The organism is Streptomyces sp. NRRL F-5727 (assembly GCF_000719555.1).
GTDB lineage: Bacteria > Actinomycetota > Actinomycetes > Streptomycetales > Streptomycetaceae > Streptomyces.
The window spans coordinates 35652-61008 of the sequence record NZ_JOGX01000039.1; the positions used below are offsets into that span (position 1 = coordinate 35652).

The following is a 25357-nucleotide window of genomic DNA, read 5'->3' on the forward strand; positions in this document are numbered from 1 at the left end:
GAGGAGGCATGCCGATGACGCGCGGGCATGCCGGGAGGGGCGTGCCCACGACGCGCGGGCAGGCCGGAAGAACAGGACGAAGCGCACGACCCTAGTGGCCCAGGACACACCACCGCGAGCGGTTTTCCCGACGGATCTCCCGCCGCTCACCCGTCACCTTCGGGCGTTTCGACCGCATTGTGTGCACTATGTGATGCCATGTCCCCTTCCTTGCGCTCCCCCTCCCCCGCCCCGCCACCCCCCGACCCCGGCGGCGCGGATCCGGGCTGGGAACCGAGGGACCCCACCCTCGCCGCACCCCGCGCCGGCGGCCGGCCCCGGGCCTCCCTCCCCCGCCGCCTGCTGCGCGCCGCCGCCGGACTGACCCTGCTCGGCGCACTGCTCCTCGGCGGCGCCTTCGTGGCCGGCTACCTGCTCGTGGACATCCCCGCCGCCAACGCCGCCGCCGTCGCCCAGTCCAACCTCTACCTGTACCGCGACGGCACCGTCCTCGCCCGCGACGGCGAGGTCAACCGCGAGAACGTCCGCCTCGACCGGATCCCGCTCAGCGTCCGGCAGGCGGTCCTCGCCGCCGAGGACCGCGACTTCCACACCTCGCGCGCCGTCGACCCCAAGGCGATGGTCCGCGCCGCCTGGAACACCCTCAACGGCAAGGGCCGCCAGTCCGGCTCCACCATCACCCAGCAGTACGTGAAGAACTACTACCTGGGCCAGGAGCAGACCCTCACCCGCAAGGCCAAGGAGTTCTTCATCGCGATCAAGCTGGAGCGCGAGAAAACCAAGGACGAGATCCTCCAGGGCTACCTCAACACCAGCTACTTCGGCCGCAACGCCTACGGCGTCCAGGCCGCCGCCCACGCCTACTACGGCAAGGACGTCGAACGCCTCGGCCCCGCCGAGGGCGCCTACCTCGCCGCCCTCCTCAAGGCGCCCAGCGCCTACGACGTCACCACCCACCCCGAGAACCGCCCCGCCGTCCTCGCCCGCTGGGGATACGTCCTCGACGGCATGGTCGGCGAGGGCTGGCTCACCCCCGGCGAACGCGCCGCCCTCCGCTTCCCCGACCCGCAGACCGCCCGTCCCGCCACCGGCCTCTCCGGCCAGCGCGGCTACGTCGTGCAGGCCGTCGAGGAGTACCTCACCGGCCGCGGGATCGTCGACGAGAAGACCCTCGCCGGCGGCGGCTTCCGGATCGTCACCACCCTCGACCCCGACCGGCAGGCCGCCCTCGTCCGCGCCGTCGAGGACCGCGTCACCCACCGTCTCGACCCGGCCGCCCACCCCACCGACCGGTACGTCCGCGCCGGCGCCGCCGCCGTCGAACCCGCCACCGGCCGCGTCGTCGCCCTCTACGGCGGCGTCGACTACACCGAGCAGTACGTCAACAACGCCACCCGCCGCGACTACCAGGTCGGCTCCACCTTCAAGCCCTTCGTCTTCACCGCCGCCGTGCAGAGCGGCGCGCGGACCCAGTACGGCGAGCCGATCACCCCGTACACGCTGTACGACGGCACCGACCGCCGCCCCGTCGAAGGCTGGCCCGGCGCCCCCTACGACCCCGCCAACGAGGACGGCGAGAGCTACGGCGAGATCCCCGTCGGCACCGCCACCGACCTCTCCGTGAACGCCGTCTACGCCCAGATGGCCGTCGACGTCGGCCCCGCCCACGTCCGCCGCACCGCCGTCGCCCTCGGTCTGCCGGCCACCACCCCCGACCTCACCGCCTCCCCCTCCATCGCCCTCGGCCCGGCCACCGCCAGCGTCCTCGACATGGCCCAGGCGTACGCGACGCTCGCCGCGCACGGCCGGCGCGGCGACCACACCCTGGTGGCCTCCGTCAGCCGCGACGGCGAACCGCTGCCGCTGCCCTCCGCCGAACCCCGGCAGGCCGTCGGACGGGAGGCCGCCGACACCACCACCGCCGTGCTGCGGAGCGTCGTCGAGACCGGTACGGGCACGGCCGCGCTCGCCGCCGGACGCCCGGCGGCCGGCAAGACCGGCACGGCGGAGGACGACAAGGCGGCCTGGTTCGCCGGCTACACCCCCGAACTGGCCACCGTGGTCGCCCTGATGGGCCAGGACCCCGAGACCGGCGCCCACGAACCCCTCTACGGCGCCCTCGGCCTCCCCCGCGTCAACGGCGGCGGCCCCCCGGCCGAGATCTGGGCCCGCTTCACCCGCGAGGCCCTCGCGGACACCCCCGTACGCGACTTCGACCTGCGCCTGATGCCGGGCGCGGAACTCCCCGAGGTACCGCCGGTCCCGGACGGGCCCGAGGGGGAGGAAGAGGACTGGTACGAGACGGGCGAGGCGGGCCCGGGCCCGGCGAAGCCCGGCAAGCGCCCCGGCCGCTGAAACCGCCCTCAGGGGGCTCCAGGCCAGGCCGCACCCGACGACCACGCGCTCGGACGCTCCCGCGGCGGCCGAGCACGAAGGTCCCTCTCGCCGGCGACGCCCGCGCACGGCCCCCGGCCCTCCGCGTCACCGCAGGCCGGGCGGGCGACGCCCCGGCCTTCGAGACCGTCCCCGCCGACGACACACCCTAGGTGCCTGCGGGGGTCAGTTCCGCCGCCCAGTGGCCGGCCTCGGCCCAGGGTGTGTCGGCGCCGAGGAGGGGACTGGAGGACAGCTTCCGTCCTCCCTTGTCCTCGCTCGCCCAGAACGTCAAGGAGGGGGTGCTTCTGGAGCAGCCCGACGGCTGCTTGCTGTCGGCGAGCTCCGCGGGCGCGGTGCGGAGCCGGGTCGGATCCTGGGAGAACACCTCCGCCTTGTACGCGCACCTCTCGCCCACCGCGCTGATCGACACGAGACGGATGTCGCGTTTCGCCGCGCCCTGACCGATCGTGACGTCGAAGCGGTAGGTGCCGTCCGTCGCCCGGCCGCCCCACGCGCCCCGGAACCTCTCCGGCAGCGCGCCCGTGGCGGGCGGCACCTTCTCGAACATGGCAGGTGCGTAGGAGGTCTTTCCGTCGTTGTGGTGGTCGTAGAAGCCCGGGTCGTCCTCCCACTGGAACGCACCGTTCCATGAGGCGACGAACGCCCCGGTCCCGTCCGGACGGGAGGAGCTGTAGTCCTCGGTGGCGTCTTCGCAACGGTCCGCCTCGGACCGGGGGCTCACCCTCGTGAGCCGGCTCGAGCCGAGCTTGATCGCGTCACTTCTGGAGGCGGTGACGGTGCTCTCCCAGACGCACAGCCGCACCTCGTTGAGCAGGGAGTACCGGGCGGTGCCCGTCGCGTCGACGAGCAGGCGGGCGAGCGCCCCCTCCCGGTGCAGGTCCCCCTTGCTCAGGCGCGCCTCCCAGCTCCCCTGCAACGCCTTCGGAGCACTCAGCGGAGGTGGTTCCCCCGCCCCGCCCTGCCACGGGCGGAGCGCGAGCAGGCCACCGACGGTGACGAGCACCACGACGGCTGCCGTCCCCGCCACGACGGCCGGGCGACGCCGCTGTTCCGGGGGCCGCGCCGACACCTGCGGGCGTGCCGTTTCGTCGTGTCCCGGCCCCACCGTGGGCGCCTGCGCGAGCGCGTCCGACGGGGCCGCGGCGGGCGCGGGCACGGGCTGAGGCGCGGCGGGCGGCGCGGGCACGGGCTGAGGTGCGGTCACAGGCCGGGGGGTGGGTACGGGCCGGGCGGACGCCGGCGGAGCGGAAGCCCCGCCCGGCACGAGGGCCGTGTGCGGCCGCAGCGGATCGAAGTCCAGCAACTGCGCCGCGTGCCGTCCCAGTTGGCCGAGCAGCGCGCCCGGCAGCCATTCGTCGACGCCTTCTGTGGCGGTGCGGGCGGCGATCTGCTCCGGCGTGGGGCGCTGTGCCGGGTCCTTCCGCAGGCATTCCCGTACGAGTCCGAGGAGCGTCTCCGGCAGCCCGTCCAGATCGGGCTCCTCCTCGGCGACCCGGAACAGCTGGGCGTGCAGCCCGTTGCCGGCCGCCCCGAAGGGCTGGCGCCCCGTGGCGGCGTAGGCGAGGACCGAACCCAGGCAGAACACATCGGAGGCGGTGGTGACGTGGAGCCCCCGCACCTGCTCCGGGGACATGAAGCCGGGCGAACCGATCACCATGCCCGTGCGGGTCTGCAGGCTGTCCCCGCTGATGCTGTCCAGCGCCCGGGCGATACCGAAGTCGATGACCCGGGGCCCGTCCACGGTGACCAGGACATTGGACGGCTTGAGGTCGCGGTGGACGAGGCCCGCCCCGTGGATGGCCTGCAGGGCGAGCGCGAGCCGGTTGGCCAGGACCCGCACCGACCGCTCGGGCAGCGGCCCGTGCCGCTCGGCCACGACGGCGTGCAGATCGGGTCCGGGAATGTACTGGGTCGCGACCCAGGGCGTCTCCGCGTCCGTGTCCGCGTCGAGCACGGCCGCGGTCCAGGCTCCGCCGACCCGCTTCGCGGCGGTGACCTCGCGGGCGAACCGTGAGCGGAATTCCGCGTGTTGGGCGAACTCGGTCTGCACGACCTTGACCGCGACAGTCCGCCCGCCTTCGGAGCGGGCGAGGTAGACCCGCCCCATGCCGCCGGCACCTAAGCGGGCGATGAGGCGGTAAGGGCCTATGCGCGGCGGGTCATCGGCGGTCAACTGGTCCACGAGGAAGGAGAGTAGCCCAACGGCCCAACGGCGAGGGGGGACGGTTTCGTTCCGTGCGGCGGGCGCGAACCGCCCCTTCCCGGCAGGGAATCGCCTGTGTGAGGCACCGCCGCCCACAGGCCCCGCCGCGTCCCGCCTCGTGCGGAGAGCCTGCAACGGCCGGAGAGACACGCCGAAGACAGGCCCTAGTGCCCGGAGGTCGCCTTCAGGCCCACCACGGCCACCAGCAGCAGCACGACGAAGAAGATCCGGGCGGCGGTCGCCGGCTCGCCGAGCACCACCATGCCGAGCACCGCCGCACCGGCCGCGCCGATGCCGACCCAGACGCCGTAGGCGGTACCGATGGGGAGGGTCTTGGCGGCCTGCGACAGCAGCATCATGGAGGCGACGATCCCGGCCGCGGTGAAGACACTGGGCCAGAGCCGGGTGAAGCCCTCGGTGTACTTCATCCCGATCGACCAGCCGACTTCCAGCAGACCCGCGACGATCAGAAGAACCCAGGCCATGACGACGACACCTCCGCGAGACGGACAACAGGAGTGCGTCGTCTTTTCGCGTGACCCGGTACGGCGCGTCTCGTCGGGGTGTCTCCAGCCTAGCAAGGAACGCGCGAAGGCCCTGGTGACACCGGTCACCAGGGCCTTCGCGCGGCCGCTACAGGTACAGCCCGGTCGAGTCCGAGCTCTGAAACCGGTCCGCCGCCACCGCGTGCAGGTCCCGCTCCCGCATCAGTACGTAGGCGACGCCCCGCACCTCCACCTCGGCACGGTCCTCGGGGTCGTACAGCACCCGGTCGCCGATCTCGACGGTCCGGACGTTCTGCCCGACCGCGACCACCTCGGCCCAGGCCAGGCGACGGCCGACCGCGGCGGTCGCCGGGATCAGGATCCCGCCCCCGGAGCGCCGCTCCCCCTCCGGGGAGTCGGTGCGGACCAGGACCCGGTCGTGGAGCATCCGGATGGGCAGCTTGTCGTGGGTGTTCTCGCTCACGGTGACGAACCTACCGGCCGCGCTCAGCCCTTGTGCCGCCGGGAGGAGGACAAGAGCAGCCCGACGACCGCGACGGCCACCAGGGCCGCCGGGACCACGCGCTCCAGGCGCGGGGCGCCGTCCTCGTGGGTGAAACGTGCCTTCACGTCCGAGACGACGCGGTTCACGGCGACGAACGCCCGTCCGGCCGTCTCCTCGACGGTCGAGGCGACCCTGGCCTTGGCGTCTCCGATGATCGTCTTCGGGTGCATCCGAATGCCGATCTCGTCGAGCGTGACGGCGAGCTGGTCGCGCCGGCGGACGATGTCCGCCTCGATCTGCGCAGGGGTCCTGGCGTCCGACACCGCGCTGCCTCCGTAGTCGTAATCGGTCGTTGGTGGACAGTCTGTCAGTTCCGCCGCCGGGAGGCTGTCCCCGACCCCCATTAGGCTCATCGCGTACGCGCACAACCCCGAGGAGAGCGAGCCATGAGCGAGCGACTGCAGCCCGGCGACACCGCCCCCGCCTTCACCCTGCCCGACGCGGACGGCAACGAGGTCTCCCTCGCGGACCACAAGGGCCGCAAGGTCATCGTCTACTTCTACCCGGCCGCCCTCACCCCCGGCTGCACCAAGCAGGCGTGCGACTTCACCGACAACCTCGACGTGCTGGCCGCGGCCGGCTACGACGTCATCGGCGTCTCCCCCGACAAGCCGGAGAAGCTCGCGAAGTTCCGCGAGAAGGAGAACCTGAAGGTCACCCTGGTCGGCGACCCCTCCAAGGAGACCCTGGAGGCGTACGGCGCCTTCGGCGAGAAGAAGCTCTACGGCAAGGTCGTGACGGGCGTCATCCGCTCGACGGTCGTGGTCGACGAGGCCGGCAAGGTGGAACACGCCTTCTACAACGTCAAGGCCACCGGCCACGTAGCCAAGATCATCCGCGACCTGGGCATCTGAGCGGGACCTTCTGGGCGTGGCGCCAGGCCAGTAGCATGGCCTGGCGCACGCGAGCGGCCGTGGTGGAATTGGCAGTCACGCTGGGTTTAGGTCCCAGTGGGGTAACACCCGTGGGGGTTCGAGTCCCCCCGGCCGCACTTACGCGAGCAGCTCCCGTACCACCGGCACCAGCGCGCGGAACGCCTTGCCTCGGTGGCTGATGGCGTTCTTCTCGGCGGGGGTGAGTTCCGCGCACGTCACGGTGCGGCCTGCCGGCTGGAGGATCGGGTCGTAGCCGAAGCCGTTGGTGCCGGTCGGCTCGTGGCGGAGGGTGCCTTCCATGCGGCCTTCCACGACGCGCTCGGTGCCGTCGGGGAGGGCCAGGGCCGCCGCGCAGGCGAAGTGGGCGGCGCGGTGCTCGTCGGCGATGTCGGAGAGCTGGGCGAGGAGCAGGTTCAGGTTGGCCTTGTCGTCGCCGTGGGTGCCGGACCAGCGGGCGGAGAAGATGCCGGGGGCGCCGTTCAGGACGTCGACGCAGAGGCCGGAGTCGTCGGCCACCGCCGGGAGGCCCGTCGCCTGGGCCAGCGCGTGGGCCTTGAGCAGGGCGTTCTCGGCGAAGGTGACGCCGGTCTCCTTGACGTCGGGGATCTCCGGGTAGGCGTCCGCGCCGACGAGGTCGAGGTCGAGGCCCGCGTCGGCGAGGATCGCGTGGAGTTCGGTGATCTTGCCCGCGTTGCGGGTGGCGAGGATCAGGCGCTGTCGGGTCATGCCCCCGATTATCCCGGGGTGCAGACCTTGCCGATCTCGGTGGCGGCGGAGGTGATCGGGGTGATGTCCGGCGTGGCGTCGCCGTTCTTCACCGCGTCGCGGACCGACTCGACGCCCTTGGTGAGGTCGTCGACCGCCTTCGAGAGGTCGGCGTTGTCCGTGGTGTTCTTGAGGTTGCCGAGCTCCGTGGAGATGGAGTTCAGGGACTCCTCGATCTGGGTGACGTCGTTGGAGGCGTTGGAGACGGCGTCCTGGAGCTTGCCCACCGAGGTGGCGATCGCGTCGGCGGTCTTCACGCAGTCCATCGCCTTGTCGAGGGCTCCGCAGCCGGTCAGCACGGTCGTGACGGCTGCCGCGGTGGCGACGGCGAGGGCTATGGTGCGGCGGCGCTTCACTGTTCGGGTCCTCCCCTGGCTGCGTACATATCGACGGGGCGCACGGTACGGCCGCGCGCCCCTTGCCGTAAAGGACGCAGCTCAGGGGTGGGCAGTTCCTCAGAGGGTGGCGTCGAGGGCCTTGCGCTGGAGGTCGGCCAGGTCGGCGCAGCCGGCGGCGGCGAGGTCGAGGAGGGCGTTGAGTTCGGCGCGGTCGAAGGGCTCGGCCTCGGCGGTGCCCTGGACCTCGACGAAGCGGCCGTCGCCGGTGCAGACGACGTTCATGTCGGTGTCGGCGCGGACGTCCTCCTCGTAGCAGAGGTCGAGGAGCGGGACGCCGCCGACGATGCCGACGGAGACGGCGGAGACGGTGCCGGTGAGCGGCTTGCGGCCGGCCTTGACCAGCTTCTTGCCCTGGGCCCAGGCGACGGCGTCGGCGAGGGCGACGTAGGCGCCGGTGATGGCGGCGGTGCGGGTGCCGCCGTCGGCCTGGAGGACGTCGCAGTCGAGGACGATGGTGTTCTCGCCGAGGGCCTTGTAGTCGATGACGGCGCGGAGCGAGCGGCCGATGAGGCGGGAGATCTCGTGGGTGCGGCCGCCGATCTTGCCGCGGACGGACTCGCGGTCGCCGCGGGTGTTGGTGGAGCGGGGGAGCATGGAGTACTCGCCGGTGACCCAGCCCTCGCCGCTGCCCTTGCGCCAGCGGGGGACGCCCTCGGTGACGGAGGCGGTGCAGAAGACCTTGGTGTCGCCGAAGGAGATGAGGACGGAGCCCTCGGCGTGCTTGCTCCAGCCGCGTTCGATGGTGACGGGGCGGAGCTGTTCGGGGGTACGGCCGTCGATGCGAGACATGGGACGAGCCTAGCCGTTTCCGTACCCGGTCCAGATCCGGCGGCGGGCACGCACGAGGGCCCGTTCCCCTGCCGGAACGGGCCCTCGTCAGCCGGGTGTCAGCTGCTCACATCATGTCTTCGATCTCGGCGGCGATCGGGTCCGCGTCGGTGCCGATGACGACCTGGATGGCGGTGCCCATCTTCACGACGCCGTGGGCGCCGGCGGCCTTGAGGGCGGCGTCGTCGACGAGGCTGGCGTCGGCGACCTCGGTGCGCAGGCGGGTGATGCAGCCCTCGACCTCTTCGATGTTGTCGATGCCGCCGAGCCCGGCGACGATCTTCTCAGCCTTGCTGGCCATGTGTTTCTCCCTGTCCGTTCCGTTCGCGGGACACGCGAATCTCGGCGCACCGACGGTCCGCGATGTCACGGTAACCCACGGTTGGCCCAACTTCGCGAGCGAGTGCCGCCGTTCTGCCGAATGATGACGATCACCGGCGGCCTGTCCTCAGCGGGCTCCCGGAGCCTACCGCAAGTGGTCTACACCAGTGTGCAACGAGACGCGGCCCGGGGTTGTTCCGGGACAGGGAGGTCGCCGATGAGTACCGACAGCACAGCAGCCGGCTCCAGGAAGGTCTCGTGGGGAGGCTTCTTCCAGGGGCTGCAGAAGATGGGCCGCAGTCTGCAGCTGCCCATCGCCGTGCTTCCCGCCGCGGGCATCATCAACCGGCTCGGCCAGCCGGACGTCTTCGGGGCCGAGGGCCTGGGCTGGGACAACGTCGCCAAGGTGATGGCGGGTGCGGGCGGTGCGCTGCTGGACGGCAACCTCGGTCTGCCGCTGCTGTTCTGCATCGGTGTCGCGATCGGCATGGCGAAGAAGGCGGACGGGTCGACCGCGCTCGCCGCGGTGGTCGGCTTCCTCGTCTACTACACGGTGCTGCGCCAGTTCCCGAAGGACTGCCCGCCGGGGACGAGGGACATCGGCGGGGGCTGCCTGGGCGCCGAGGACGCCTTCGCGGGGTACACGTACCAGAACCCGGGGGTCTTCGGCGGCATCGTGATGGGTCTGCTGACCGCTTATCTGTGGCAGCGGTACCACCGGACGAAGCTGGTGGACTGGCTGGGCTTCTTCAACGGCCGTCGTCTCGTGCCGATCATCATGACGTTCGTGGGGATCGCGTTCGCGGCGCTCTGCCTGTGGATCTGGCCGCCGATCGGTGACGCCCTGGAGAACTTCAGCGACTGGCTGGTGGGGCTGGGGGCCTGGGGTTCGGGCATCTTCGGCGTGGCCAACCGGGCGCTGCTGGTGATCGGTCTGCACCAGTTCCTGAACGTGCCGATCTGGTTCCAGTTCGGCACGTACGAGAAGCCGGACGGCACGGTGGTGCACGGCGACATCCCGATGTTCCTGGCGGGCGACCCGGATGCCGGTCAGTTCCTGACGGGCTTCTTCCCGATCATGATGTTCGCGCTGCCGGCGGCGGCTCTGGCGATCACCCACTGCGCGAAGCCGCACCGCCGCAAGGAGGTCGGCGGTCTGATGCTGTCGGTGGCGCTGACCTCGTTCGTCACGGGCATCACGGAGCCGCTGGAGTACTCGTTCCTCTTCATCGCGCCGGTGCTGTTCGCGATCCACGCGGTGCTGACGGGTGTGTCGATGGCGGTGACGTGGGCGTTCGGCGTGAAGGACGGCTTCAGCTTCTCGGCGGGTCTGATCGACTACGTCATCAACTGGAACCTGGCGACGAAGCCGTGGCTGATCATTCCGATCGGTCTGGCCTTCGCGGCCGTGTACTACGTGATCTTCCGGGTCGCGATCACCCGGTTCGACCTCCAGACCCCGGGGCGCGAGCCGGACGAGGTGGGCGACGCGATGGAGCGCGAGAACGTGAAGTAGGGCTGTCCGTCCCGGGGCGTTCGAACCCCTGACGGGAGCCGCGGAAGGCCCCCGGACCTCATGGTCCGGGGGCCTTTTGTCACGCCTTCATCACTATGCCCCCGCGCCGAAAATTCGCAGGTTCCTTATCTAAGTCTCACGTGCTACAACTGGTCTACACCACTCATTGGTGTAGACCACGCGGTCCAGACCACCGCGTTCCCGAGACGCCGCCGTCACCCCCTTTCCACTGTCCTCTGGCGGCGCCTTGCCTACTGGAGGAAGTTGATGAGTACGGCCACCGCCCAGGCCGCCGCTCCCGCGAAGAAGCGCGGATCCGGCCTGTTCCAGGGCCTGCAGAAGGTCGGTCGCAGCCTGCAGCTGCCGATCGCCGTGCTGCCGGCCGCGGGTATTCTGCTCCGTCTCGGCCAGCCCGACGTCTTCGGTAAGGACGGGCTCGGCTGGGACAAGGTCGCCTCGGTCTTCGCCACCGCCGGCGGCGCGGTCTTCGACAACCTGCCGCTGCTCTTCTGCATCGGCGTCGCCATCGGCTTCGCCAAGAAGGCCGACGGCTCCACCGCGCTGGCCGCCCTGGTCGGCTTCCTGGTCTACAGCAACGTGCTGAAGGCGTTCCCGGTCGCCGAGGCCGTCATCCAGGACGGCGCCGACGTCGCCGCGAAGTACAACAACCCCGGCGTCCTCGGCGGCATCCTCATGGGTCTGCTCTCCGCGGTCCTGTGGCAGAGGTTCCACCGCACCAAGCTGGTCGACTGGCTCGGCTTCTTCAACGGCCGCCGCCTCGTCCCGATCATCATGGCCTTCGTCGGCACCGCCGTCGGTGTCGTCTTCGGCCTGGTCTGGGAGCCCATCGGCAACGGCATCTCCGACTTCGGCGAGTGGATGACCGGCCTCGGCGCCGGTGGCGCCGGCCTCTTCGGCCTCATCAACCGCGCGCTGATCCCGGTCGGCATGCACCAGTTCGTGAACACCGTCTCCTGGTTCCAGATCGGTGACTTCACCAACGCCGCCGGCGAGGTCGTCCACGGTGACCTCAACCGCTTCTTCGCCGGTGACCCGAGCGCCGGAATCTTCATGTCGGGCTTCTTCCCGATCATGATGTTCGGTCTCCCGGCCGCCGCGCTCGCCATCGCGCACGCCGCCCGCCCGGAGCGCCGCAAGGCCGTCCTCGGCATGATGCTCTCGCTCGCGCTGACCTCCTTCGTCACCGGTATCACCGAGCCGATCGAGTTCACCTTCATGTTCATCGCGCCGGTCCTGTACGCGATCCACGCGGTCCTGACCGCCGTCTCGATGGCCGTCACCTGGGCGTTCGGTGTCCACGCGGGCTTCACCTTCTCCGCCGGCGGCATCGACTACCTGCTGAACTGGAACCTCGCGACCAAGCCGTGGCTGATCATCCCGATCGGTCTCGTCTTCGCGGCGATCTACTACGTGGTCTTCCGCTTCGCGATCACCAAGTTCAACCTCCCCACCCCGGGCCGCGAGCCCGAGGAGGAGGTCGAGGACCTCACCAAGGCGTGAGCCTCACCCCGCACGCGGAAGGGCCCCGGAACCTGTCTGGTTCCGGGGCCCTTCCCGTGTGACCGGTGCGGTCAGACCTCGTAGACCGCGCCCGCCTTCGCCAGTTCCGCCGGGCCGTCGTACACCGCGCGGGCGTCCGCGAGGTTGCGCTCGCCGTCCGTCCACGGCGGGATGTGGGTGAGGACGAGCCGGCCCACCCCGCCGCGGGCCGCGTGCGCCCCGGCCTCCCGCCCGTTGAGGTGCAGCTCGGGGATGTCCTCCTTGCCGTGGGTGAAGGACGCCTCGCAGAGGAAGAGGTCGACGCCCCGGGCGAGCTCGTCCAGCTCGTCGCAGACGCCGGTGTCGCCGGAGTACGCGAGGGACCGGCCGCCGTGCTCGATCCGGATGCCGTACGCCTCCACCGGGTGGCACACCTTCTCGGTACGGATCGTGAACGGGCCCAGCTCGAAGGTGCCCGACCCGAGCGTCCGGAAGTCGAAGACCTCGCTCATCGAGGACGGCGACGGGGTGTCCGCGTACGCCGTGGTGAGCCGCTGCTCGGCGCCCTCGGGGGCGTACACGGGGATCGCGTCGCAGCGGCCGCCCTCGTGCCGGTAGTAGCGGGCGACGAAGTAGCCGCACATGTCGATGCAGTGGTCCGCGTGGAGGTGGCTGAGGAAGATCGCGTCCAGGTCGTACAGGCCGATGTGGCGCTGCAGCTCGCCGAGGGCGCCGTTGCCCATGTCGAGGAGCAGCCGGAAGCCGTCGGCCTCGACGAGGTAGCTCGAACAGGCCGATTCCGCGGACGGGAACGACCCGGAGCAGCCGACGACGGTGAGCTTCATAGGAGCGTGAACCTCCGTGGACGGGTGCGGTCAGGCACGCAAAGGGGAGGGGGAGGCCGTGCGGTCAGACGAGCGTAAGGCGCACGGGGGCCGGTCGCTCCTTCGTGACGGCCCGTTGTGGGCGAACTCACGGGCTCTGTCACCGGTTCGGATGGACGGCGGGGCGCGGCGGCGCGGTGTGCCGGGCGCCGGTAACGTCATGGGGTATGGACACGTCGTGGTGGCCCGCGCTGGTCGCGGTCGTGGTGATCGCGCTGGTGGTGGCGGTCGCGGGTGGGCGGACGCGGTCGTCCGTACGGGCCCGGCCGTCGGGTCGGCCGTCGGGAGGGACCCGTCCGCCGGGGCGGCCTCCGGTCCGGGGATCGGGTGCGCGGGAGCCGCGGGCGCGCGAGATCTGGTGGGCCGAGGTGCCGTTCGAGGACGGGCCCGGCGCGAAGGACCGGCCGTGCCTGGTGTTGTCCGTACGGGGGGACAGCGCGCTCGTCGCGAAGATCACCAGCAGGTACCACGACGAGCGGCCCGGGGTGATCGCGCTGCCGCCGGGGGCCGTGGGGGACGCGCGGGGGCGGCCGAGCTTTCTGGAGACGGACGAGTTGCGGGACGTGCCGCTGCGGGGGTTTCGGCGGCGGGCGGGTGAGGCGGACCCGGTCGTGTGGGACCAGGTCCGCCATCTCGCGCGCTAGCGGGGCGGGCCGTCCGCGGGTGCGGGTTCCGGCGCGTGGGCCCCGAGGGCTTCGTCCAGGGGGACCCCCGAGCGGAACGCATGTCCCGCACCGGGGTCTACGCCCAGAGCTGGCCCTGGACCGTTTCGATGGCTTCCTCTGTCGTCGCGGCCGTGTAGAGGCCGGTGGACAGGTACTTCCAGCCGCCGTCGGCCACGACGAAGGCGATGTCCGCGGTTTCGCCGGCCTTGAGGGCCTTCTTGCCGACTCCGATCGCGGCGTGGAGGGCCGCGCCGGTGGAGACGCCCGCGAAGATGCCCTCCTGCTGGAGGAGTTCGCGGGTGCGGGTGACGGCGTCGGCGGAGCCGACGGAGAAGCGGGTGGTGAGGACGGAGGCGTCGTACAGCTCGGGGACGAAGCCCTCGTCGAGGTTGCGGAGCCCGTAGACGAGGTCGTCGTAGCGGGGCTCCGCGGCGACGATCTTGACGTCGGGCTTGTGCTCCCGGAGGTAGCGGCCGACGCCCATCAGGGTTCCCGTCGTGCCGAGGCCGGCGACGAAGTGGGTGATGGACGGGAGGTCCGCGAGGATCTCCGGGCCGGTGGTGGCGTAGTGGGCGCCCGCGTTGTGCGGGTTGCCGTACTGGTAGAGCATCACCCAGGTGGGGTTCTCGGCGGCGAGCTCCTTGGCGACGCGTACCGCCGTGTTGGAGCCGCCCGCCGCGGGGGACGAGATGATCTCCGCGCCCCACATGGCGAGCAGCTGCCGGCGCTCCTCGCTGGTGTTCTCGGGCATGACGCAGACGATGCGGTAGCCCTTGAGCCGGGCGGCCATGGCCAGCGAGATGCCGGTGTTGCCGCTGGTCGGCTCCAGGATGGTGCAGCCGGGGGTGAGGCGGCCGTCCTTCTCCGCCTGCTCGATCATGTGGAGCGCGGGGCGGTCCTTGATGGAGCCGGTCGGGTTGCGGTCCTCCAGCTTCGCCCAGATGCGGACGTCGTCCGAGGGCGAGAGCCGGGGGAGGCGGACGAGCGGCGTGTTGCCGACCGCCGCCAGCGGGGAGTCGTAACGCATGGGATCAGACCATGCCGCCGGCGACGGCCGGCAGGATCGTGACGCTGTCGCCGTCGGTCAGCTTGGTGTCGATGCCGTCGAGGAAGCGGACGTCCTCGTCGTTCAGGTAGACGTTGACGAAGCGGCGGAGCTTGCCGCCGTCCACGATGCGGGCCTCGATCCCGTTGTGGCGGGTCTCCAGGTCGGCGAAGAGCTCGGCGAGGGTCGCGCCGCTGCCCTCGACGGCCTTCTCGCCGTCGGTGTAGGTGCGGAGGATGGTCGGGATGCGGACCTCGATGGCCATGGCGTGGGCTCCTGTCGGAAGACTCGGAAGTGACGTGGTGGGCGTGCTGCTGGGGCCCCCGCGCGGAGGGGGGTCGTACGTACGTGCGCTCGGCCGGCGCTCAGAGCGCGGCGCGGGAGGAACAGATCGCGCTGGCGAGGCGGCAGAGGTCGACGTGCAGGCGTGCCACGAGCAGCACAGTGCCCGGAGTCTCTTCGCTCACGTCGTGGGAAACCATGCGGTCATCGTATCGATTCCCGTACCGGGTCCCGGAGTGTGATCTCAGATACTGGATGATTTCCGACCACCTGCCGGACAGCGCCCGCGCGTGCCCCGGCCGTCTCCCTAGACGTACTCCTCCACGACCTTGACGTCCTCCTCCTCGACGACCCCGTCGACGATCGTGTACGAGCGGAACTGGAAGGGGCCGGCGGCGTCGGTGTCGGCCGTGGAGACCAGGACGTAGTGGGCGCCGGGCTCGTTGGCGTAGGTGATGTCGGTGCGGGACGGGTACGCCTCGGTGGCCGTGTGCGAGTGGTAGATGATCACGGGCTCCTCGTCCCGGTCGTCCATCTCGCGGTAGAGCTTGAGGAGGTCGGCGGAGTCGAACTCGTAGAAGGTGGGCGAGCGGGCCGCGTTGAGCATCGGGATGAACCGCTCGGGGCGGCCCGAACCGACGGGTCCGGCGACGACGCCGCATGCCTCGTCGGGGTGGTCCGCGCGGGCGTGTTCCACGATCCGGTCGTACAGGGCCCGGGTGATGGTCAGCATGACGACAGGATAAGCAGACGGGCCGCTCCGTACCGAGGAATGGTACGGAGCGGCCCGGATGCCGAGACGGTGCAGGTCAGGAGCGCTTGGCGAAGGCGGCGCCCTCGGGGTTGCGGGCCTTGAGCACCAGGTAGGAGACGGCGAGGAGCAGGCCCCAGACCGGCGCGCCGTAGAGCGCGACGCGGTTGCCTGCGTCCATGCCCATGGTCACCACGACCAGACCGATGAAGGCGAGGGCGAAGATGCTGGCCCAGATGCCGCCGGGGGCCTTGAAGGAGGACTGGGGCAGTTCGCCGCGGTCGGCCTTGAGGCGGTAGCGGATCTGGCAGACCAGGATCATGATCCAGGCCCACATGCCGGAGATGGTGGCGAAGGAGACGACGTAGTTGAACGCCTCGCCGGGCCACTGGTAGTTGATCCAGACGCCGACCATCATCAGCCCGGCGGAGAAGGTGGTGCCGACGAGCGGCGTGCCGCTCTGGGTGAGCCGGGTGAAGAGCTTCGGGCCCTGGCCGTTGAGCGCGAGGTCGCGCAGCATGCGGCCGGTGGAGTACATGCCCGAGTTGCAGGAGGAGAGGGCGGCGGTCAGGACGACGAAGTTCACGATCGCGGCGCCGATGCCGAGGCCCATCTTCTCGAAGGCGGCGACGAACGGCGAGACGCCCGGCTGGAACTCGGTCCACGGGACGACCGACAGGATCATGATGAGCGCGCCGACGTAGAAGACGGCGATGCGCCACGGCACGGTGTTGATGGCCTTGGGCAGGACGGTCTCCGGGTCCTTCGACTCGCCGGCGGTGACGCCGACCAGCTCGACCGCGAGGAAGGCGAACATGACCATCTGGAGGGTCATGAGGGTGGAGCCGATGCCGTTCTCGCCGGCGAAGAAGCCGCCGAGGTCCCACAGGTGGGTGATCGAGGCGGTGTCACCGGCGTCGGAGAAGCCGATCGTGAGGATGCCGGCGCAGATCAGGATCATGCCGACGATGGCGGTGACCTTGACCATGGAGAACCAGAACTCCAGCTCGCCGAAGAGCTTCACGGAGATCAGGTTGGCGCCGTAGAGGATCACGGTGAAGACGAGGGCGGAGATCCACTGCGGGATGTCCCACCAGTACGTCATATAGGTGGCCGCGGCGGTGACTTCGGTGATGCCGGTGACGACCCAGAAGAGCCAGTACGTCCAGCCGGTGACGAAGCCCGCGAAGGGGCCGATGAACTCCCGCGCGTACTCCGAGAAGGAGCCGGAGACGGGGCGGTACATGAGGAGCTCGCCGAGCGCCCGCATGATGAAGAAGATGACGAGGCCCGCGAGGGCGTACGCGAGGATCAGGCTGGGGCCCGCCTTGGAGATGCCCTTGCCCGCTCCGAGGAAGAGGCCCGTGCCGATGGCGCCGCCGATCGCGATCATCTGGATCTGGCGGGCGCCGAGTGCCCGGTGGTAACCCTCGCCGGAGGCGGAGTCCGCGGCCTCATTGCCGTCGTGCTGCTTGTCGACCCGCACTGAGGTCATGGTGGTGCGCCTTTCTCCATGCTGATCCGCGCGACGGTGTCTGCTGCGGATCAGGTCCTGATCCCCCCGGATATGGATGGAGTGCCACCGGCGGTCAGCCGGCTCAAGCGCCCTCGGGAACAGGGGTGGCGTCCCCGAGTGGTCGTGAAGATTTATCACGGCGTGAGGGGTGATCGGCGGAGATGCGTGTGGCGCACGCCACGAAAAGGAGGGGGCGAAAGGGACACAAGAGGGCGAGGTGCACGCCCTGATAACAAGTTCGTTATCCGGATTTGAGCGTCCGCTGAGCGAACATCCCGCCCTCGCCGTCCGTCAGGACATGAGCGTCTCGACCAGTGACTCCTGAAGCGCGCCGAGCCAGAGGTACGCCATCACCATCGGCTTGCGCGGATCGCTGTCCGGCAGCCGGTAGAGCCGCTCGCTCTCCTCGTCCTCGGTGATGTCCAGCCGGGTGGCGATGGTCAGCCGCAGGTCGTTGAGAGTGCCGAGCCAGGAGCGGGACTCGTCCGGGGTCAGCTTGAGGACCGCGGACTCCTCCGGGCCCTCGCTGGCCAGGCCGTCCAGGGCGCGCACCACCGCGAGGGCGTCCTCGCGCTTGCGGGCCCGCAGGTCGTTCTCGGTGAAGCGGCGGAAGTCGGCCGCGGCGGCCCGCAGCTCCTCGCTGTCGTCCGCGTACGCGTCGGGGAAGAGGCGGCGCAGGGCGGGGTCGGACGGCGGTTCGCTGGGTCCCTCGGCGAAGAGGGCGGCGAGCGGGTCGGCGTCCGCGTCGGGTTCGTCGCCCGGGCCGACCAGCTCCAGGAGCTGCACGGCGAGCGAGCGCAGGATGGAGACCTCGACCTCGTCGAGGGCGACGGCCGCTCCGCCGCCCGGGACGGCCTCGAAGTGGCCGGCCATCAGCCGCGGTCCTGGGAGAGCGTCGCCCACAGTCCGTAGCCGTGCATCGCCTGCACGTCCCGTTCCATCTCCTCGCGGGTGCCGCTGGAGACCACCGCGCGGCCCTTGTGGTGCACGTCGAGCATCAGCCTGTGCGCCTTGTCCTTGGAGTAGCCGAAGTACGTCTGGAAGACGTAGGTGACATAGCTCATCAGATTCACCGGGTCGTTGTGCACGAGGGTGACCCAGGGAACGTCGGGCTCGACGACCGCGGAGACCTCCTCGGCCGACTCGGTCCGTTCGATCTCGATAGGCGCGATGCTCACTTACCCCATGCTGCCACCCGGGACCCCCTGTCGCACAAACGGGCCACCCCTCCAGCGCAGTATTCGTCAAACTGACGAATACTGCGGTAGCATCATCGGCATGAACGCTGCGGACCTTGGGCTCCCGGTGGACGTGCCGTCGACCGCGCTCTTCACCGACCAGTACGAGCTGACCATGCTCCAGGCGGCCCTCCGGGCCGGCACCGCCGACCGGCGCTCCGTCTTCGAGGTCTTCACCCGGCGGCTGCCCGAGGGGCGGCGGTACGGCGTCCTCGCCGGCGTCGGCCGGGTCCTGGACGCCGTCGAGAACTTCCGCTTCGACCCGGCCGTCCTCGGCTTCCTGCGCGAGCGGGCGATCGTCGACGAGCCGACCCTGGAGTGGCTGGCGGGCTACCGCTTCTCCGGCGACATCTGGGGCTACCCCGAGGGCGAGGTGTACTTCCCCGGCTCCCCCGTGCTGCGCGTCGAGGGCTCCTTCGCCGAGTGCGTGCTCCTGGAGACGGTGATCCTCTCGATCCTCAACCACGACTCGGCCATCGCCGCGGCCGCCTCCCGCATGTCGGCGGCGGCGGGCGGGCGCCGGCTGATCGAGATGGGCGCCCGCCGCACCCACGAGCTGGCCGCCGTCGCCGCCTCCCGGGCCGCGTACGTCGGCGGCTTCGAGGCCACCTCCGACCTCGCCGCCGGCTTCCGCTACGGCATCCCGACCGTCGGCACCTCGGCGCACGCCTTCACCCTGCTGCACGACAGCGAGCGGGACGCCTTCCGGGCCCAGATCGACAGCCTCGGCCGGGGCACGACCCTGCTCGTCGACACCTACGACGTCGCCGAGGCGGTCCGCACCGCCGTCGAGATCGCCGGGCCCGAGCTCGGCGCCGTCCGCATCGACTCCGGCGACCTGCTGCTCGTCGCCCACCGGGTCCGGGCCCAGCTGGACGAGCTCGGCGCCCGGGACACGAAGATCGTGGTCACCTCCGACCTCGACGAGTACGCGATCGCCTCGCTGGCCGCCGCGCCGGTGGACGCGTACGGCGTGGGCACCCAGCTCGTCACCGGCAGCGGCCACCCCACCTGCTCGATGGTCTACAAGCTGGTCGCCCGCGCCGCCTCGGCCGACCCGAAGGCGCCGCTGGTGCCGGTCGCCAAGAAGTCGCTGGGCGGCAAGGCGTCCGTCGGCGGCCGCAAGTGGGCCGCGCGGCGCAAGGACGCCGACGGGGTCGCCGCGGCCGAGGTCGTGGGCACCGGACCGGTCCCGGACGCGCTCGCCGCCGACCAGCTCCTGGTCGAGCTGGTCAAGGGCGGCGAGGTGGTGGCCCGGGAGCCGCTGGAGGCGGCCCGGACCCGGCACATCGCGGCCCGCGCCGGGCTTCCGATGTCCGCCATCCAGCTCTCCCGCGGCGAGCCGGTGCTGCCGACGGAGTACATCTAGAGATACGTCCAGAGCCCGGTGACTCCCCCTCCCGAAGCGGAGGCGGAGTCTCTAGGCTCGGGCCCACCCCTTCCGACCACCCGAGGACCCGCCATGCACCGCGCACTGATCGTCGTGGACGTACAGAACGACTTCTGCGAGGGCGGCAGCCTCGCCGTGACGGGCGGTGCGGACGTCGCCGCCGCCATCACCGAGCTGATCGGTGAGGCGGCCGGCACCGCGTACCGGCACGTCGTCGCCACCCGCGACCACCACATCGACCCGGGCGCGCACTTCGCCCCGGCCGGGCAGGCGCCGGACTACGTCGACTCCTGGCCGGTGCACTGCGTGGCCGGCACCGAGGGCGTCGGCTTCCACCCGAACTTCGCCCCCGCCGTCGCCGGCGGCGCCGTCCAGGCCGTCTTCGACAAGGGCGCCTACGCCGCCGCGTACAGCGGCTTCGAGGGGCAGGACGAGAACGGGGAGACGCTGGCGCGGTGGCTGCGCGAGCGGGACGTGACCGAGGTCGACGTGGTGGGCATCGCCACCGACCACTGCGTCCGGGCGACCGCCCTGGACGCGGCCCGCGAGGGCTTCCGCGTCCACGTCCTGCTCGACCTCACCGCCGGCGTGGCCCGCGAGACCACCGACCGGGCCCTCGCCGAGCTCCGGGAGGCCGGCGTGGAGCTCACCGGCGAGCCGGTCGTCGCCTGAGACCCGAAAAGCCGGGGCTCAGGCCGCCGGGACGCAGGCCGCCGGGGCTCAGGCCGCCGGGGCCTTCGGCAGGGCGCGGGCCGGGTGCCACAGCTCCTGGGCGGCGCCCGGCGTGGATCTCCACAGCAGCCCGTCCGGGTGGTGCAGCACGGCCGTGATCTCGTCCCCCGTGGGCGGCTCGGCGTTCCCCCGCAGGTAAACCGACCGCAGGCCCAGGTTTCGGAGCCTGGTCAGGGCCCGGGCGCGGTTCGCGGCGTGGACGAGGAAGCGTACGGTCGCGCCGTCTCCGGCCGGACTGGGCAGTCCTATCGCGACCACCACACTGCCTCCCGGCAACTTGCAGAACCCTCCACCGGGCATGCGGAACCACTCCCCCGTGAGCCGACTGTCAATAAGGAGTCCGTGAGAACTCGGTCAGCTGCACCTAAACACGATCGGCCGCCGCCCGCTAGAGGGCGACGGCCGATCACGCTTTGACCTGCGGTTTCACCGGGTCACTAGTGGATCACCGGGTCGACGGGCCCACCCGGACCGTGATCGTCTGGCCGTTCTTCGGCTCCTTGACGACCTCGATCTTGGTGTTGGTGTCAGTGACCTTCACGCCGGCGCGCTCGGTCTCCTGGAACCAGTAGGTGCCCTTGCGGTCGTCGAAGACCGGGTTGCCCGGCTGCGAGCGGACCCAGGTCGGGACGTCCTTGAGGTGCAGCTGGAAAGCGTCCGTCCGGTACGTTCCGAAGGGGGAGTCGTACGCCTGGACGCGGTTGCGCATCAGGGTGCCGTTGTTCCACTTCAGCGGGGTCGGGTGGGCGTCGATCGGAAGGATCAGGCCCTGGCCCGGGTGGACGGAGGTGTTGTTGTCCTTCTGGGACAGGTCCCACTTCCAGATGAGCAGCCCGTTCTGGTACGGGTAGTGCTCGACCCAGTTCTCCTTCTCGCCGGTGAAGCCGAAGTTGTACGGGCCGACCTTGAGGGTGGCGTCGTACGAGACGTACTGGCGGTTCTCGGCGATGTAGTACTGCTCGTACTCGTTGGTGAAGCCCTTGCCGACCCGCGAGAAGCCCTTCGGGGTCCAGCCGTTGTCACCGTTCTCCGCGCCGTCCGCGAAGACGGCGGCGCCGTCGGCGGTCAGCGTGATGGCGTCGGCGGTGAAGCCCTTGCCGCCCGCGCCGCCGTCCGTCTGGTAGCGGAAGCGGAGGTCGAACTTCTTGCCCGCGTACGCCGAGAGGTCGTAGACGAGCTTCTTGTGGGCGCCCGAGACGTCGGTCAGCGCCGGGGAGCCGGCCGCGTCGCGCGGGAGGGCCACGCCGTCGGCGGTGCCGTCCACGGCGGTCCAGTTGGCGCCGCCGTCCGTCGACACCTCGGTGTAGAGGTAGTCGTACTCGGCCTCGATGTCGTACCAGCCCTGGAGCTCCAGGGAGGCGGACGACTTGCCCGTCAGGTCGACGGAGCGGGTGAGGGTGTTCTTGAGGTCGTCACCCATGTCGCTCCACCACTGGGCCGCGCCCTCGGCGGGGGCGACGATGTCGGTGGTGACGGCCTTCTTGGGCAGCTCGACGATGAGCGCCTGCGGGTTCTTGGTGTTGTACTCCGCGACGCCCAGCTTGTGGGTGGTCTTGGAGGCGCGCAGCTCGTCGCTCACCTTGGCGTAGTTGAGCCAGCCGAGCTGGAGCTTGTCCCAGGCGTTCATGTCGCCGGGCATGTCGCCGATGGAGTCCTTGCCCAGGCCCAGCCAGGAGCCGGAGGACATCAGCGACCAGTAGCCGGTCGAGTTCTCGCCGCCCGCGGTGTCGTACAGGTCCGGCAGGCCGAGGTCGTGGCCGTACTCGTGGGCGAAGACGCCGAGGCCGCCGTTCTCCGGCTGCATCGTGTAGTCGCCGACCCAGATGCCGGTGTCGCCGATCGGGGTGCCGCCGGCCTTGTTGTTCGCCGGGCCGGTCTTGCCCGCGCTGGTGCCGTAGGCGTACCAGCGGTGCGCCCACAGGGCGTCGGTGGCCTGGGCGCCGCCGCCGGCCGACTCGTCCTCGCCCGCGTGGACGATCTGGAAGTGGTCGATGTAGCCGTCGGCCTCGTTGAAGTTGCCGTCGGCGTCGAAGTCGTAGCGGTCCCACTGGTCGTAGGTCGCCAGGTCGGCCTTGATCTGGGCGTCGGTCTTGCCCTTGGCCTTCTGGTCGGCGACCCAGGCGTTGACGCCGTCGCGGACGGTGTCCCACACGTTGGCGCAGTTGGACTGGCCGCAGTAGTTGGAGCCGTAACGGGCCTCGTTGTACGGGACCTTGACCCAGTCGGAGACCATGCCGTCGACCGAGTAGCGGCCGGACGAGGTGCGCTCGTAGTAGGTCTTCAGGGACTGCTTCTGCTGCCCGGTCTTCGGGTCCTTGCCGGAGCCGAAGTACAGGTCCTGGAAGTGCTTCTGGTCGTAGTCGGGCTGCCACGCGGTCGAGTTGTCCTTCGACCGGTCGGGCTCGGCTATCGCGTTGTGCAGCGGGCCGGGCGTGCCGCCGAACTTCGGCTTCAGCTCGTCCGTCTCGTCGTCCTTGCGGTCGACGAGGGTGGTGGTGTCCACCTGGTCGCCGAACTCGACCAGGATGGTGAAGATCTTGTCGGTCTTCTCGCGGCCGAGCTCGACGTACTTCTTCGCGTCGAGCTTCACGACCTGCGAGCCCCCGCGGCGCTCGACCTTGGCCTCGCCCTTGAGGACCTGCTCCAGGGCGGCCTTGCGCTGCTGCGCCTGCTGCTCGCTGAAGGGGCCTTCGAGGTCGTGGTCGACCGTGGTCTTCTCGGCGTCGTGGCCCGGAGCCGGGTCGTGGCGGACGTCCGCCGCCGAGATCCTGCCGTCCTCGTTCGCCCAGGCGGTGCTGAAGGTCGAGGCGGTGGCGGCGGTGGCCGCGAGCGCCACGACGACCGCGGACGCCCGAATCGCCCGTCGTCTGTTGGTCACTTGGTGTCGTTCCTCCCCGGCGCCCACGCCTCGGGACCAGGAGGTGGGGTGTCCCGTCCGGCAGGGCGCGCGTCACAAGTGACGACATTCGACCGGAGAGAGACGAGAAAAGACAGATCTTGACTTGCACACACCAAGTGCACTATGCGGGTGTCGAAATCCGGTATGCGGACGGTCAGTACGGGTACGACCCGGGAGAGTTCGGGTGCGCGAGGCCCCTCGGGCCCGCTCCGTGCCCGGCCCGTGCCACCCGTGCGCCCCCCGTGCTCCGGCACCGTGGGTCAGGTCACGCTTACCCGCCGTTCCGCCCGGGCATCGAGCGTCGTAGAGTCGACCGGGAGTCCGGAGGGGCGGTATCCGTCATGCAGCGTCCGAACGCAGCGCAGTACGCCTACGGTTCGGCCGTCGTCGTCCTCGCGACCGCCGCGCTCCTGCTCCTGACCGGCGCCACCGGCCCCCTCGGCATCGCCGCGGCCTGCCTCGCCGGCCTGCTCCTCGGCGTCCTCGTGGCGGTGACGATGCCGGGCGGGACGCGGCCCGTCAAGTCCCCCGCCGGAAGCGGCACCGGGGCCGGGAACGACGCGGTCCGGGTACCGGCCGCGCAGGTGGGCGCGGGAGCCGATACCCGGACCGGTCCGTGAGACCCCGTCCGTTCCGCCGGCGGTGCCGGCCCTGACTACTGGGGCACGGTGACGACCACCGTCTTCGCCGCCTTGTCGTGCAGGCCCTGCTTGTAGGGCTTGTCGACCATGATCAGGATCAGCAGGAGCAGCGGCCAGAGGCAGGCGCAGCAGATCAGCGCGGGCAGCCAGAGCACGATGGCGCGCAGCAGCGACTGGCTCATCGGGGGCGTGGACCCGTCGTTGAGCATGGCGACGCGCAGCTTCATCAGCCGCTTGCCGACGGTCTGTCCGCGCTGCGCCGTCAGCACCGTGTCGTACGTGACGTAGGCGACGATCGTGAGCAGCTGGAAGACCAGCTGGCCGCCGCCGGTCCAGGTGGTCTGGAAGTCGTCGCCGTCGACCGTCGCCCGGTCGTAGATGTCGAACGGGATGCCGATGATCGCCAGCGGCACGGCGATGATCACCCAGTCGATGAGCCGGGCGAGGACCCGGCGCCCGGTCTCGGCGAGCGGCGGCATCCCGGAGAGCGGGTCGGTGCCGCCGTAACCGCCGCCGTAACCGCCGTACGGGGGCGGGGGCGGGTACGGGTCGTCGTACGGGCTCCCGGGCGGCGGAGGGCCCGGCGGCGGGCCCTGGGGCGGCTCCGGTGGCCGCTTGGCGAACGGGTCGTCGTCGGGGGGCGGGCCGGGCGGCGGCTGGTCGGTGCTCATGGGGGCATCGCATCCCGGCCGCCGGGGGCCCGCAACGGCTGGGCCCCCGTTCGGGGGACCGGCCCCCCGGCGGGCCGGCGGGGTCAGGTCCGGGCGACGAAGGTGCCGGCCGCCTTGTCGTGCCAGCACTGCCGCCACGGGCGGTCGAAGACGCACCAGACCACGTTCAGCACGCCGATGACCAGCACCCCGAGGAAGGTGTACAGGAACCAGCGGCGCAGCGACCGGCCGAAGGTCGGCGGCTCGTGCGCCTCGATGTCCCGGACCTGGATCCCGCACAGCTTCTTGCCGAGCGTGCGGCCCCACCTGGCGGTGGGCAGCGCCTCGTAGAGCAGGCCGAGGACGAACATCAGGCCGAGCGCGATGCCGAACTGGACCGAGGTGGTGCCGTCGACGAGCCAGACCTGGACGGTGACGCCCGACCGCTTGGCGGCCTCGATCTTGTCCTGGATGTGGTCGAGGGCGGCGGTGACGAAGGGGTAGCCGGCGCCGGCGGCCATCGCGCCGAGGAGGAGGGTGTCGACGACCCGGGCGAGGAGCCGGCGGCCGAGCCCGGCCGGGGGCGCGGACGACTGCTCGCGCGCGGCCTTGAGGAAGGGGTCCTCGACCGGCGGCTTCCACGGCACGACCGGCTGCTGCGCCTGCTGTTCGGCGGGGGCGGGCGGCTGGGGCTGGGCCCAGGAGGGCGCGGCGGGGGCGGCGGGCGTGGGAGCGGGCGCCGGCGCCGGCGCCTGCTGGACGTGCGGGTGGGGCTGGGGGATGGTGGTCCTCCTGCCCCCCCCCCCCGCCT

At 71.0% G+C, this 25357-nt stretch carries 28 protein-coding genes, 1 tRNA gene and 1 riboswitch; of the genes, 9 read left to right on the forward strand and 20 right to left on the reverse strand.

Features of this window, described 5'->3' with window-relative positions; genetic code table 11:
* Window positions 1-198: 198 nt before the first annotated feature.
* The gene (locus IF73_RS0124415) at window positions 199-2355 is read left to right on the forward strand and encodes a transglycosylase domain-containing protein (RefSeq protein ID WP_031011651.1); all 2157 of its coding nucleotides are present in this window, start codon (window positions 199-201) and stop codon (window positions 2353-2355) included.
* A 187-nt stretch (window positions 2356-2542) separates the two neighbouring features.
* Here IF73_RS0124415 and IF73_RS42195 read toward each other — a convergent pair whose 3' ends face one another.
* The 4 genes from IF73_RS42195 to IF73_RS0124435 all read right to left on the reverse strand — a co-directional run bounded on the left by IF73_RS42195 (window position 2543) and on the right by IF73_RS0124435 (window position 5913).
* Window positions 2543-4579, reverse strand: coding sequence for a serine/threonine-protein kinase (locus IF73_RS42195; RefSeq protein WP_107049327.1), 2037 nt, complete (start codon window positions 4577-4579; stop codon window positions 2543-2545).
* Window positions 4580-4764: 185 nt separating this feature from the next.
* Window positions 4765-5085: a DMT family transporter gene (locus tag IF73_RS0124425; protein ID WP_031011655.1), complete on the reverse strand. Its 321-nt coding sequence runs from the start codon at window positions 5083-5085 to the stop codon at window positions 4765-4767.
* 32 nt (window positions 5086-5117) lie between these two features.
* A riboswitch (guanidine-III (ykkC-III) riboswitch) is annotated at window positions 5118-5191 on the reverse strand.
* 42 nt (window positions 5192-5233) lie between these two features.
* On the reverse strand, window positions 5234-5569 hold the full coding sequence (locus IF73_RS0124430; RefSeq protein WP_031011657.1) for a GroES family chaperonin: 336 nt from the start codon (window positions 5567-5569) through the stop codon (window positions 5234-5236).
* Between the two features lie 23 nt (window positions 5570-5592).
* Complete coding sequence (locus IF73_RS0124435) at window positions 5593-5913, reverse strand: DUF3618 domain-containing protein (RefSeq protein WP_031011659.1); 321 nt, start codon at window positions 5911-5913, stop codon at window positions 5593-5595.
* 123 nt (window positions 5914-6036) lie between these two features.
* Here IF73_RS0124435 and bcp point away from each other — a divergent pair, with 123 nt between their 5' ends.
* Both bcp and IF73_RS0124445 read left to right on the forward strand, forming a co-directional pair.
* Window positions 6037-6504, forward strand: a complete 468-nt coding sequence (gene bcp, locus IF73_RS0124440; RefSeq protein WP_031011662.1) for a thioredoxin-dependent thiol peroxidase — start codon at window positions 6037-6039, stop codon at window positions 6502-6504.
* A 53-nt stretch (window positions 6505-6557) separates the two neighbouring features.
* A tRNA-Leu gene (locus IF73_RS0124445) sits at window positions 6558-6641 on the forward strand.
* A 1-nt stretch (window position 6642) separates the two neighbouring features.
* Here the strand turns inward: IF73_RS0124445 and rdgB are convergent.
* The 4 genes from rdgB to IF73_RS0124465 all read right to left on the reverse strand — a co-directional run bounded on the left by rdgB (window position 6643) and on the right by IF73_RS0124465 (window position 8817).
* Window positions 6643-7251: an RdgB/HAM1 family non-canonical purine NTP pyrophosphatase gene (rdgB, locus tag IF73_RS0124450; RefSeq protein WP_031011664.1), complete on the reverse strand. Its 609-nt coding sequence runs from the start codon at window positions 7249-7251 to the stop codon at window positions 6643-6645.
* Window positions 7252-7259: 8 nt separating this feature from the next.
* Window positions 7260-7646, reverse strand: a complete 387-nt coding sequence (locus tag IF73_RS0124455; protein WP_031011666.1) for a hypothetical protein — start codon at window positions 7644-7646, stop codon at window positions 7260-7262.
* A 99-nt stretch (window positions 7647-7745) separates the two neighbouring features.
* The gene (gene rph, locus IF73_RS0124460; RefSeq protein ID WP_030760912.1) at window positions 7746-8477 is read right to left on the reverse strand and encodes a ribonuclease PH; all 732 of its coding nucleotides are present in this window, start codon (window positions 8475-8477) and stop codon (window positions 7746-7748) included.
* 106 nt (window positions 8478-8583) lie between these two features.
* Window positions 8584-8817 carry a glucose PTS transporter subunit EIIB gene (locus IF73_RS0124465; RefSeq protein ID WP_030760915.1) on the reverse strand — a complete coding sequence of 78 codons (234 nt, stop codon included), beginning with the start codon at window positions 8815-8817 and terminating at the stop codon, window positions 8584-8586.
* 237 nt (window positions 8818-9054) lie between these two features.
* On the opposite strand from IF73_RS0124465, the gene IF73_RS0124470 reads away from it, so the two are divergent.
* Together IF73_RS0124470 and IF73_RS0124475 are read left to right on the forward strand one after the other, a co-directional pair.
* Complete coding sequence (locus tag IF73_RS0124470; protein ID WP_031011668.1) at window positions 9055-10353, forward strand: PTS transporter subunit EIIC; 1299 nt, start codon at window positions 9055-9057, stop codon at window positions 10351-10353.
* Between the two features lie 267 nt (window positions 10354-10620).
* On the forward strand, window positions 10621-11874 hold the full coding sequence (locus IF73_RS0124475) for a PTS transporter subunit EIIC (RefSeq protein ID WP_031011670.1): 1254 nt from the start codon (window positions 10621-10623) through the stop codon (window positions 11872-11874).
* Between the two features lie 71 nt (window positions 11875-11945).
* Here IF73_RS0124475 and IF73_RS0124480 read toward each other — a convergent pair whose 3' ends face one another.
* Window positions 11946-12698: an MBL fold metallo-hydrolase gene (locus tag IF73_RS0124480; RefSeq protein ID WP_031011672.1), complete on the reverse strand. Its 753-nt coding sequence runs from the start codon at window positions 12696-12698 to the stop codon at window positions 11946-11948.
* Window positions 12699-12904: 206 nt separating this feature from the next.
* Here IF73_RS0124480 and IF73_RS0124485 point away from each other — a divergent pair, with 206 nt between their 5' ends.
* Window positions 12905-13381: a type II toxin-antitoxin system PemK/MazF family toxin gene (locus IF73_RS0124485; RefSeq protein ID WP_031011674.1), complete on the forward strand. Its 477-nt coding sequence runs from the start codon at window positions 12905-12907 to the stop codon at window positions 13379-13381.
* Window positions 13382-13478: 97 nt separating this feature from the next.
* Here the strand turns inward: IF73_RS0124485 and IF73_RS0124490 are convergent, their stop codons facing one another.
* The 7 genes from IF73_RS0124490 to clpS all read right to left on the reverse strand — a co-directional run bounded on the left by IF73_RS0124490 (window position 13479) and on the right by clpS (window position 18174).
* A complete protein-coding gene (locus tag IF73_RS0124490) occupies window positions 13479-14429 on the reverse strand; it encodes a PLP-dependent cysteine synthase family protein (RefSeq protein WP_031011676.1) in 951 nt (316 codons plus the stop codon).
* 4 nt (window positions 14430-14433) lie between these two features.
* The gene (locus tag IF73_RS0124495; RefSeq protein ID WP_031011677.1) at window positions 14434-14712 is read right to left on the reverse strand and encodes a MoaD/ThiS family protein; all 279 of its coding nucleotides are present in this window, start codon (window positions 14710-14712) and stop codon (window positions 14434-14436) included.
* Window positions 14713-14812: 100 nt separating this feature from the next.
* Window positions 14813-14929, reverse strand: coding sequence for a putative leader peptide (locus tag IF73_RS42765; RefSeq protein WP_315986240.1), 117 nt, complete (start codon window positions 14927-14929; stop codon window positions 14813-14815).
* A gap of 107 nt (window positions 14930-15036) precedes the next feature.
* Window positions 15037-15462 carry a Mov34/MPN/PAD-1 family protein gene (locus IF73_RS0124505; RefSeq protein WP_031011679.1) on the reverse strand — a complete coding sequence of 142 codons (426 nt, stop codon included), beginning with the start codon at window positions 15460-15462 and terminating at the stop codon, window positions 15037-15039.
* 76 nt (window positions 15463-15538) lie between these two features.
* Window positions 15539-16975, reverse strand: a complete 1437-nt coding sequence (locus tag IF73_RS0124510; RefSeq protein ID WP_031011681.1) for an amino acid permease — start codon at window positions 16973-16975, stop codon at window positions 15539-15541.
* 312 nt (window positions 16976-17287) lie between these two features.
* A complete protein-coding gene (locus IF73_RS0124515) occupies window positions 17288-17869 on the reverse strand; it encodes a DUF2017 domain-containing protein (protein ID WP_031011683.1) in 582 nt (193 codons plus the stop codon).
* Window positions 17869-18174, reverse strand: coding sequence for an ATP-dependent Clp protease adapter ClpS (gene clpS, locus IF73_RS0124520; protein WP_031011685.1), 306 nt, complete (start codon window positions 18172-18174; stop codon window positions 17869-17871). Before clpS ends, IF73_RS0124515 begins: the two co-directional genes overlap by 1 nt.
* 100 nt (window positions 18175-18274) lie before the next feature.
* Between clpS and IF73_RS0124525 the strand changes: the two genes are divergently transcribed.
* Together IF73_RS0124525 and IF73_RS0124530 are read left to right on the forward strand one after the other, a co-directional pair.
* Window positions 18275-19603, forward strand: a complete 1329-nt coding sequence (locus IF73_RS0124525; RefSeq protein WP_031011687.1) for a nicotinate phosphoribosyltransferase — start codon at window positions 18275-18277, stop codon at window positions 19601-19603.
* A 93-nt stretch (window positions 19604-19696) separates the two neighbouring features.
* A complete protein-coding gene (locus IF73_RS0124530; protein WP_031011688.1) occupies window positions 19697-20296 on the forward strand; it encodes an isochorismatase family protein in 600 nt (199 codons plus the stop codon).
* 48 nt (window positions 20297-20344) lie between these two features.
* Here the strand turns inward: IF73_RS0124530 and IF73_RS0124535 are convergent, their stop codons facing one another.
* Together IF73_RS0124535 and IF73_RS0124540 are read right to left on the reverse strand one after the other, a co-directional pair.
* A complete protein-coding gene (locus tag IF73_RS0124535) occupies window positions 20345-20656 on the reverse strand; it encodes a hypothetical protein (RefSeq protein ID WP_031011690.1) in 312 nt (103 codons plus the stop codon).
* Between the two features lie 145 nt (window positions 20657-20801).
* Window positions 20802-23234, reverse strand: coding sequence for an immune inhibitor A domain-containing protein (locus IF73_RS0124540; RefSeq protein WP_031011693.1), 2433 nt, complete (start codon window positions 23232-23234; stop codon window positions 20802-20804).
* 362 nt (window positions 23235-23596) lie between these two features.
* On the opposite strand from IF73_RS0124540, the gene IF73_RS0124545 reads away from it, so the two are divergent.
* Window positions 23597-23875: a hypothetical protein gene (locus IF73_RS0124545; protein ID WP_031011694.1), complete on the forward strand. Its 279-nt coding sequence runs from the start codon at window positions 23597-23599 to the stop codon at window positions 23873-23875.
* A 35-nt stretch (window positions 23876-23910) separates the two neighbouring features.
* On the opposite strand, the gene IF73_RS0124550 is transcribed toward IF73_RS0124545, so the two are convergent.
* Together IF73_RS0124550 and IF73_RS0124555 are read right to left on the reverse strand one after the other, a co-directional pair.
* Complete coding sequence (locus tag IF73_RS0124550; protein ID WP_031011696.1) at window positions 23911-24567, reverse strand: RDD family protein; 657 nt, start codon at window positions 24565-24567, stop codon at window positions 23911-23913.
* Window positions 24568-24650: 83 nt separating this feature from the next.
* A partial coding sequence (locus IF73_RS0124555; protein ID WP_051717265.1) for an RDD family protein occupies window positions 24651-25357 on the reverse strand: 707 nt, incomplete at its 5' end.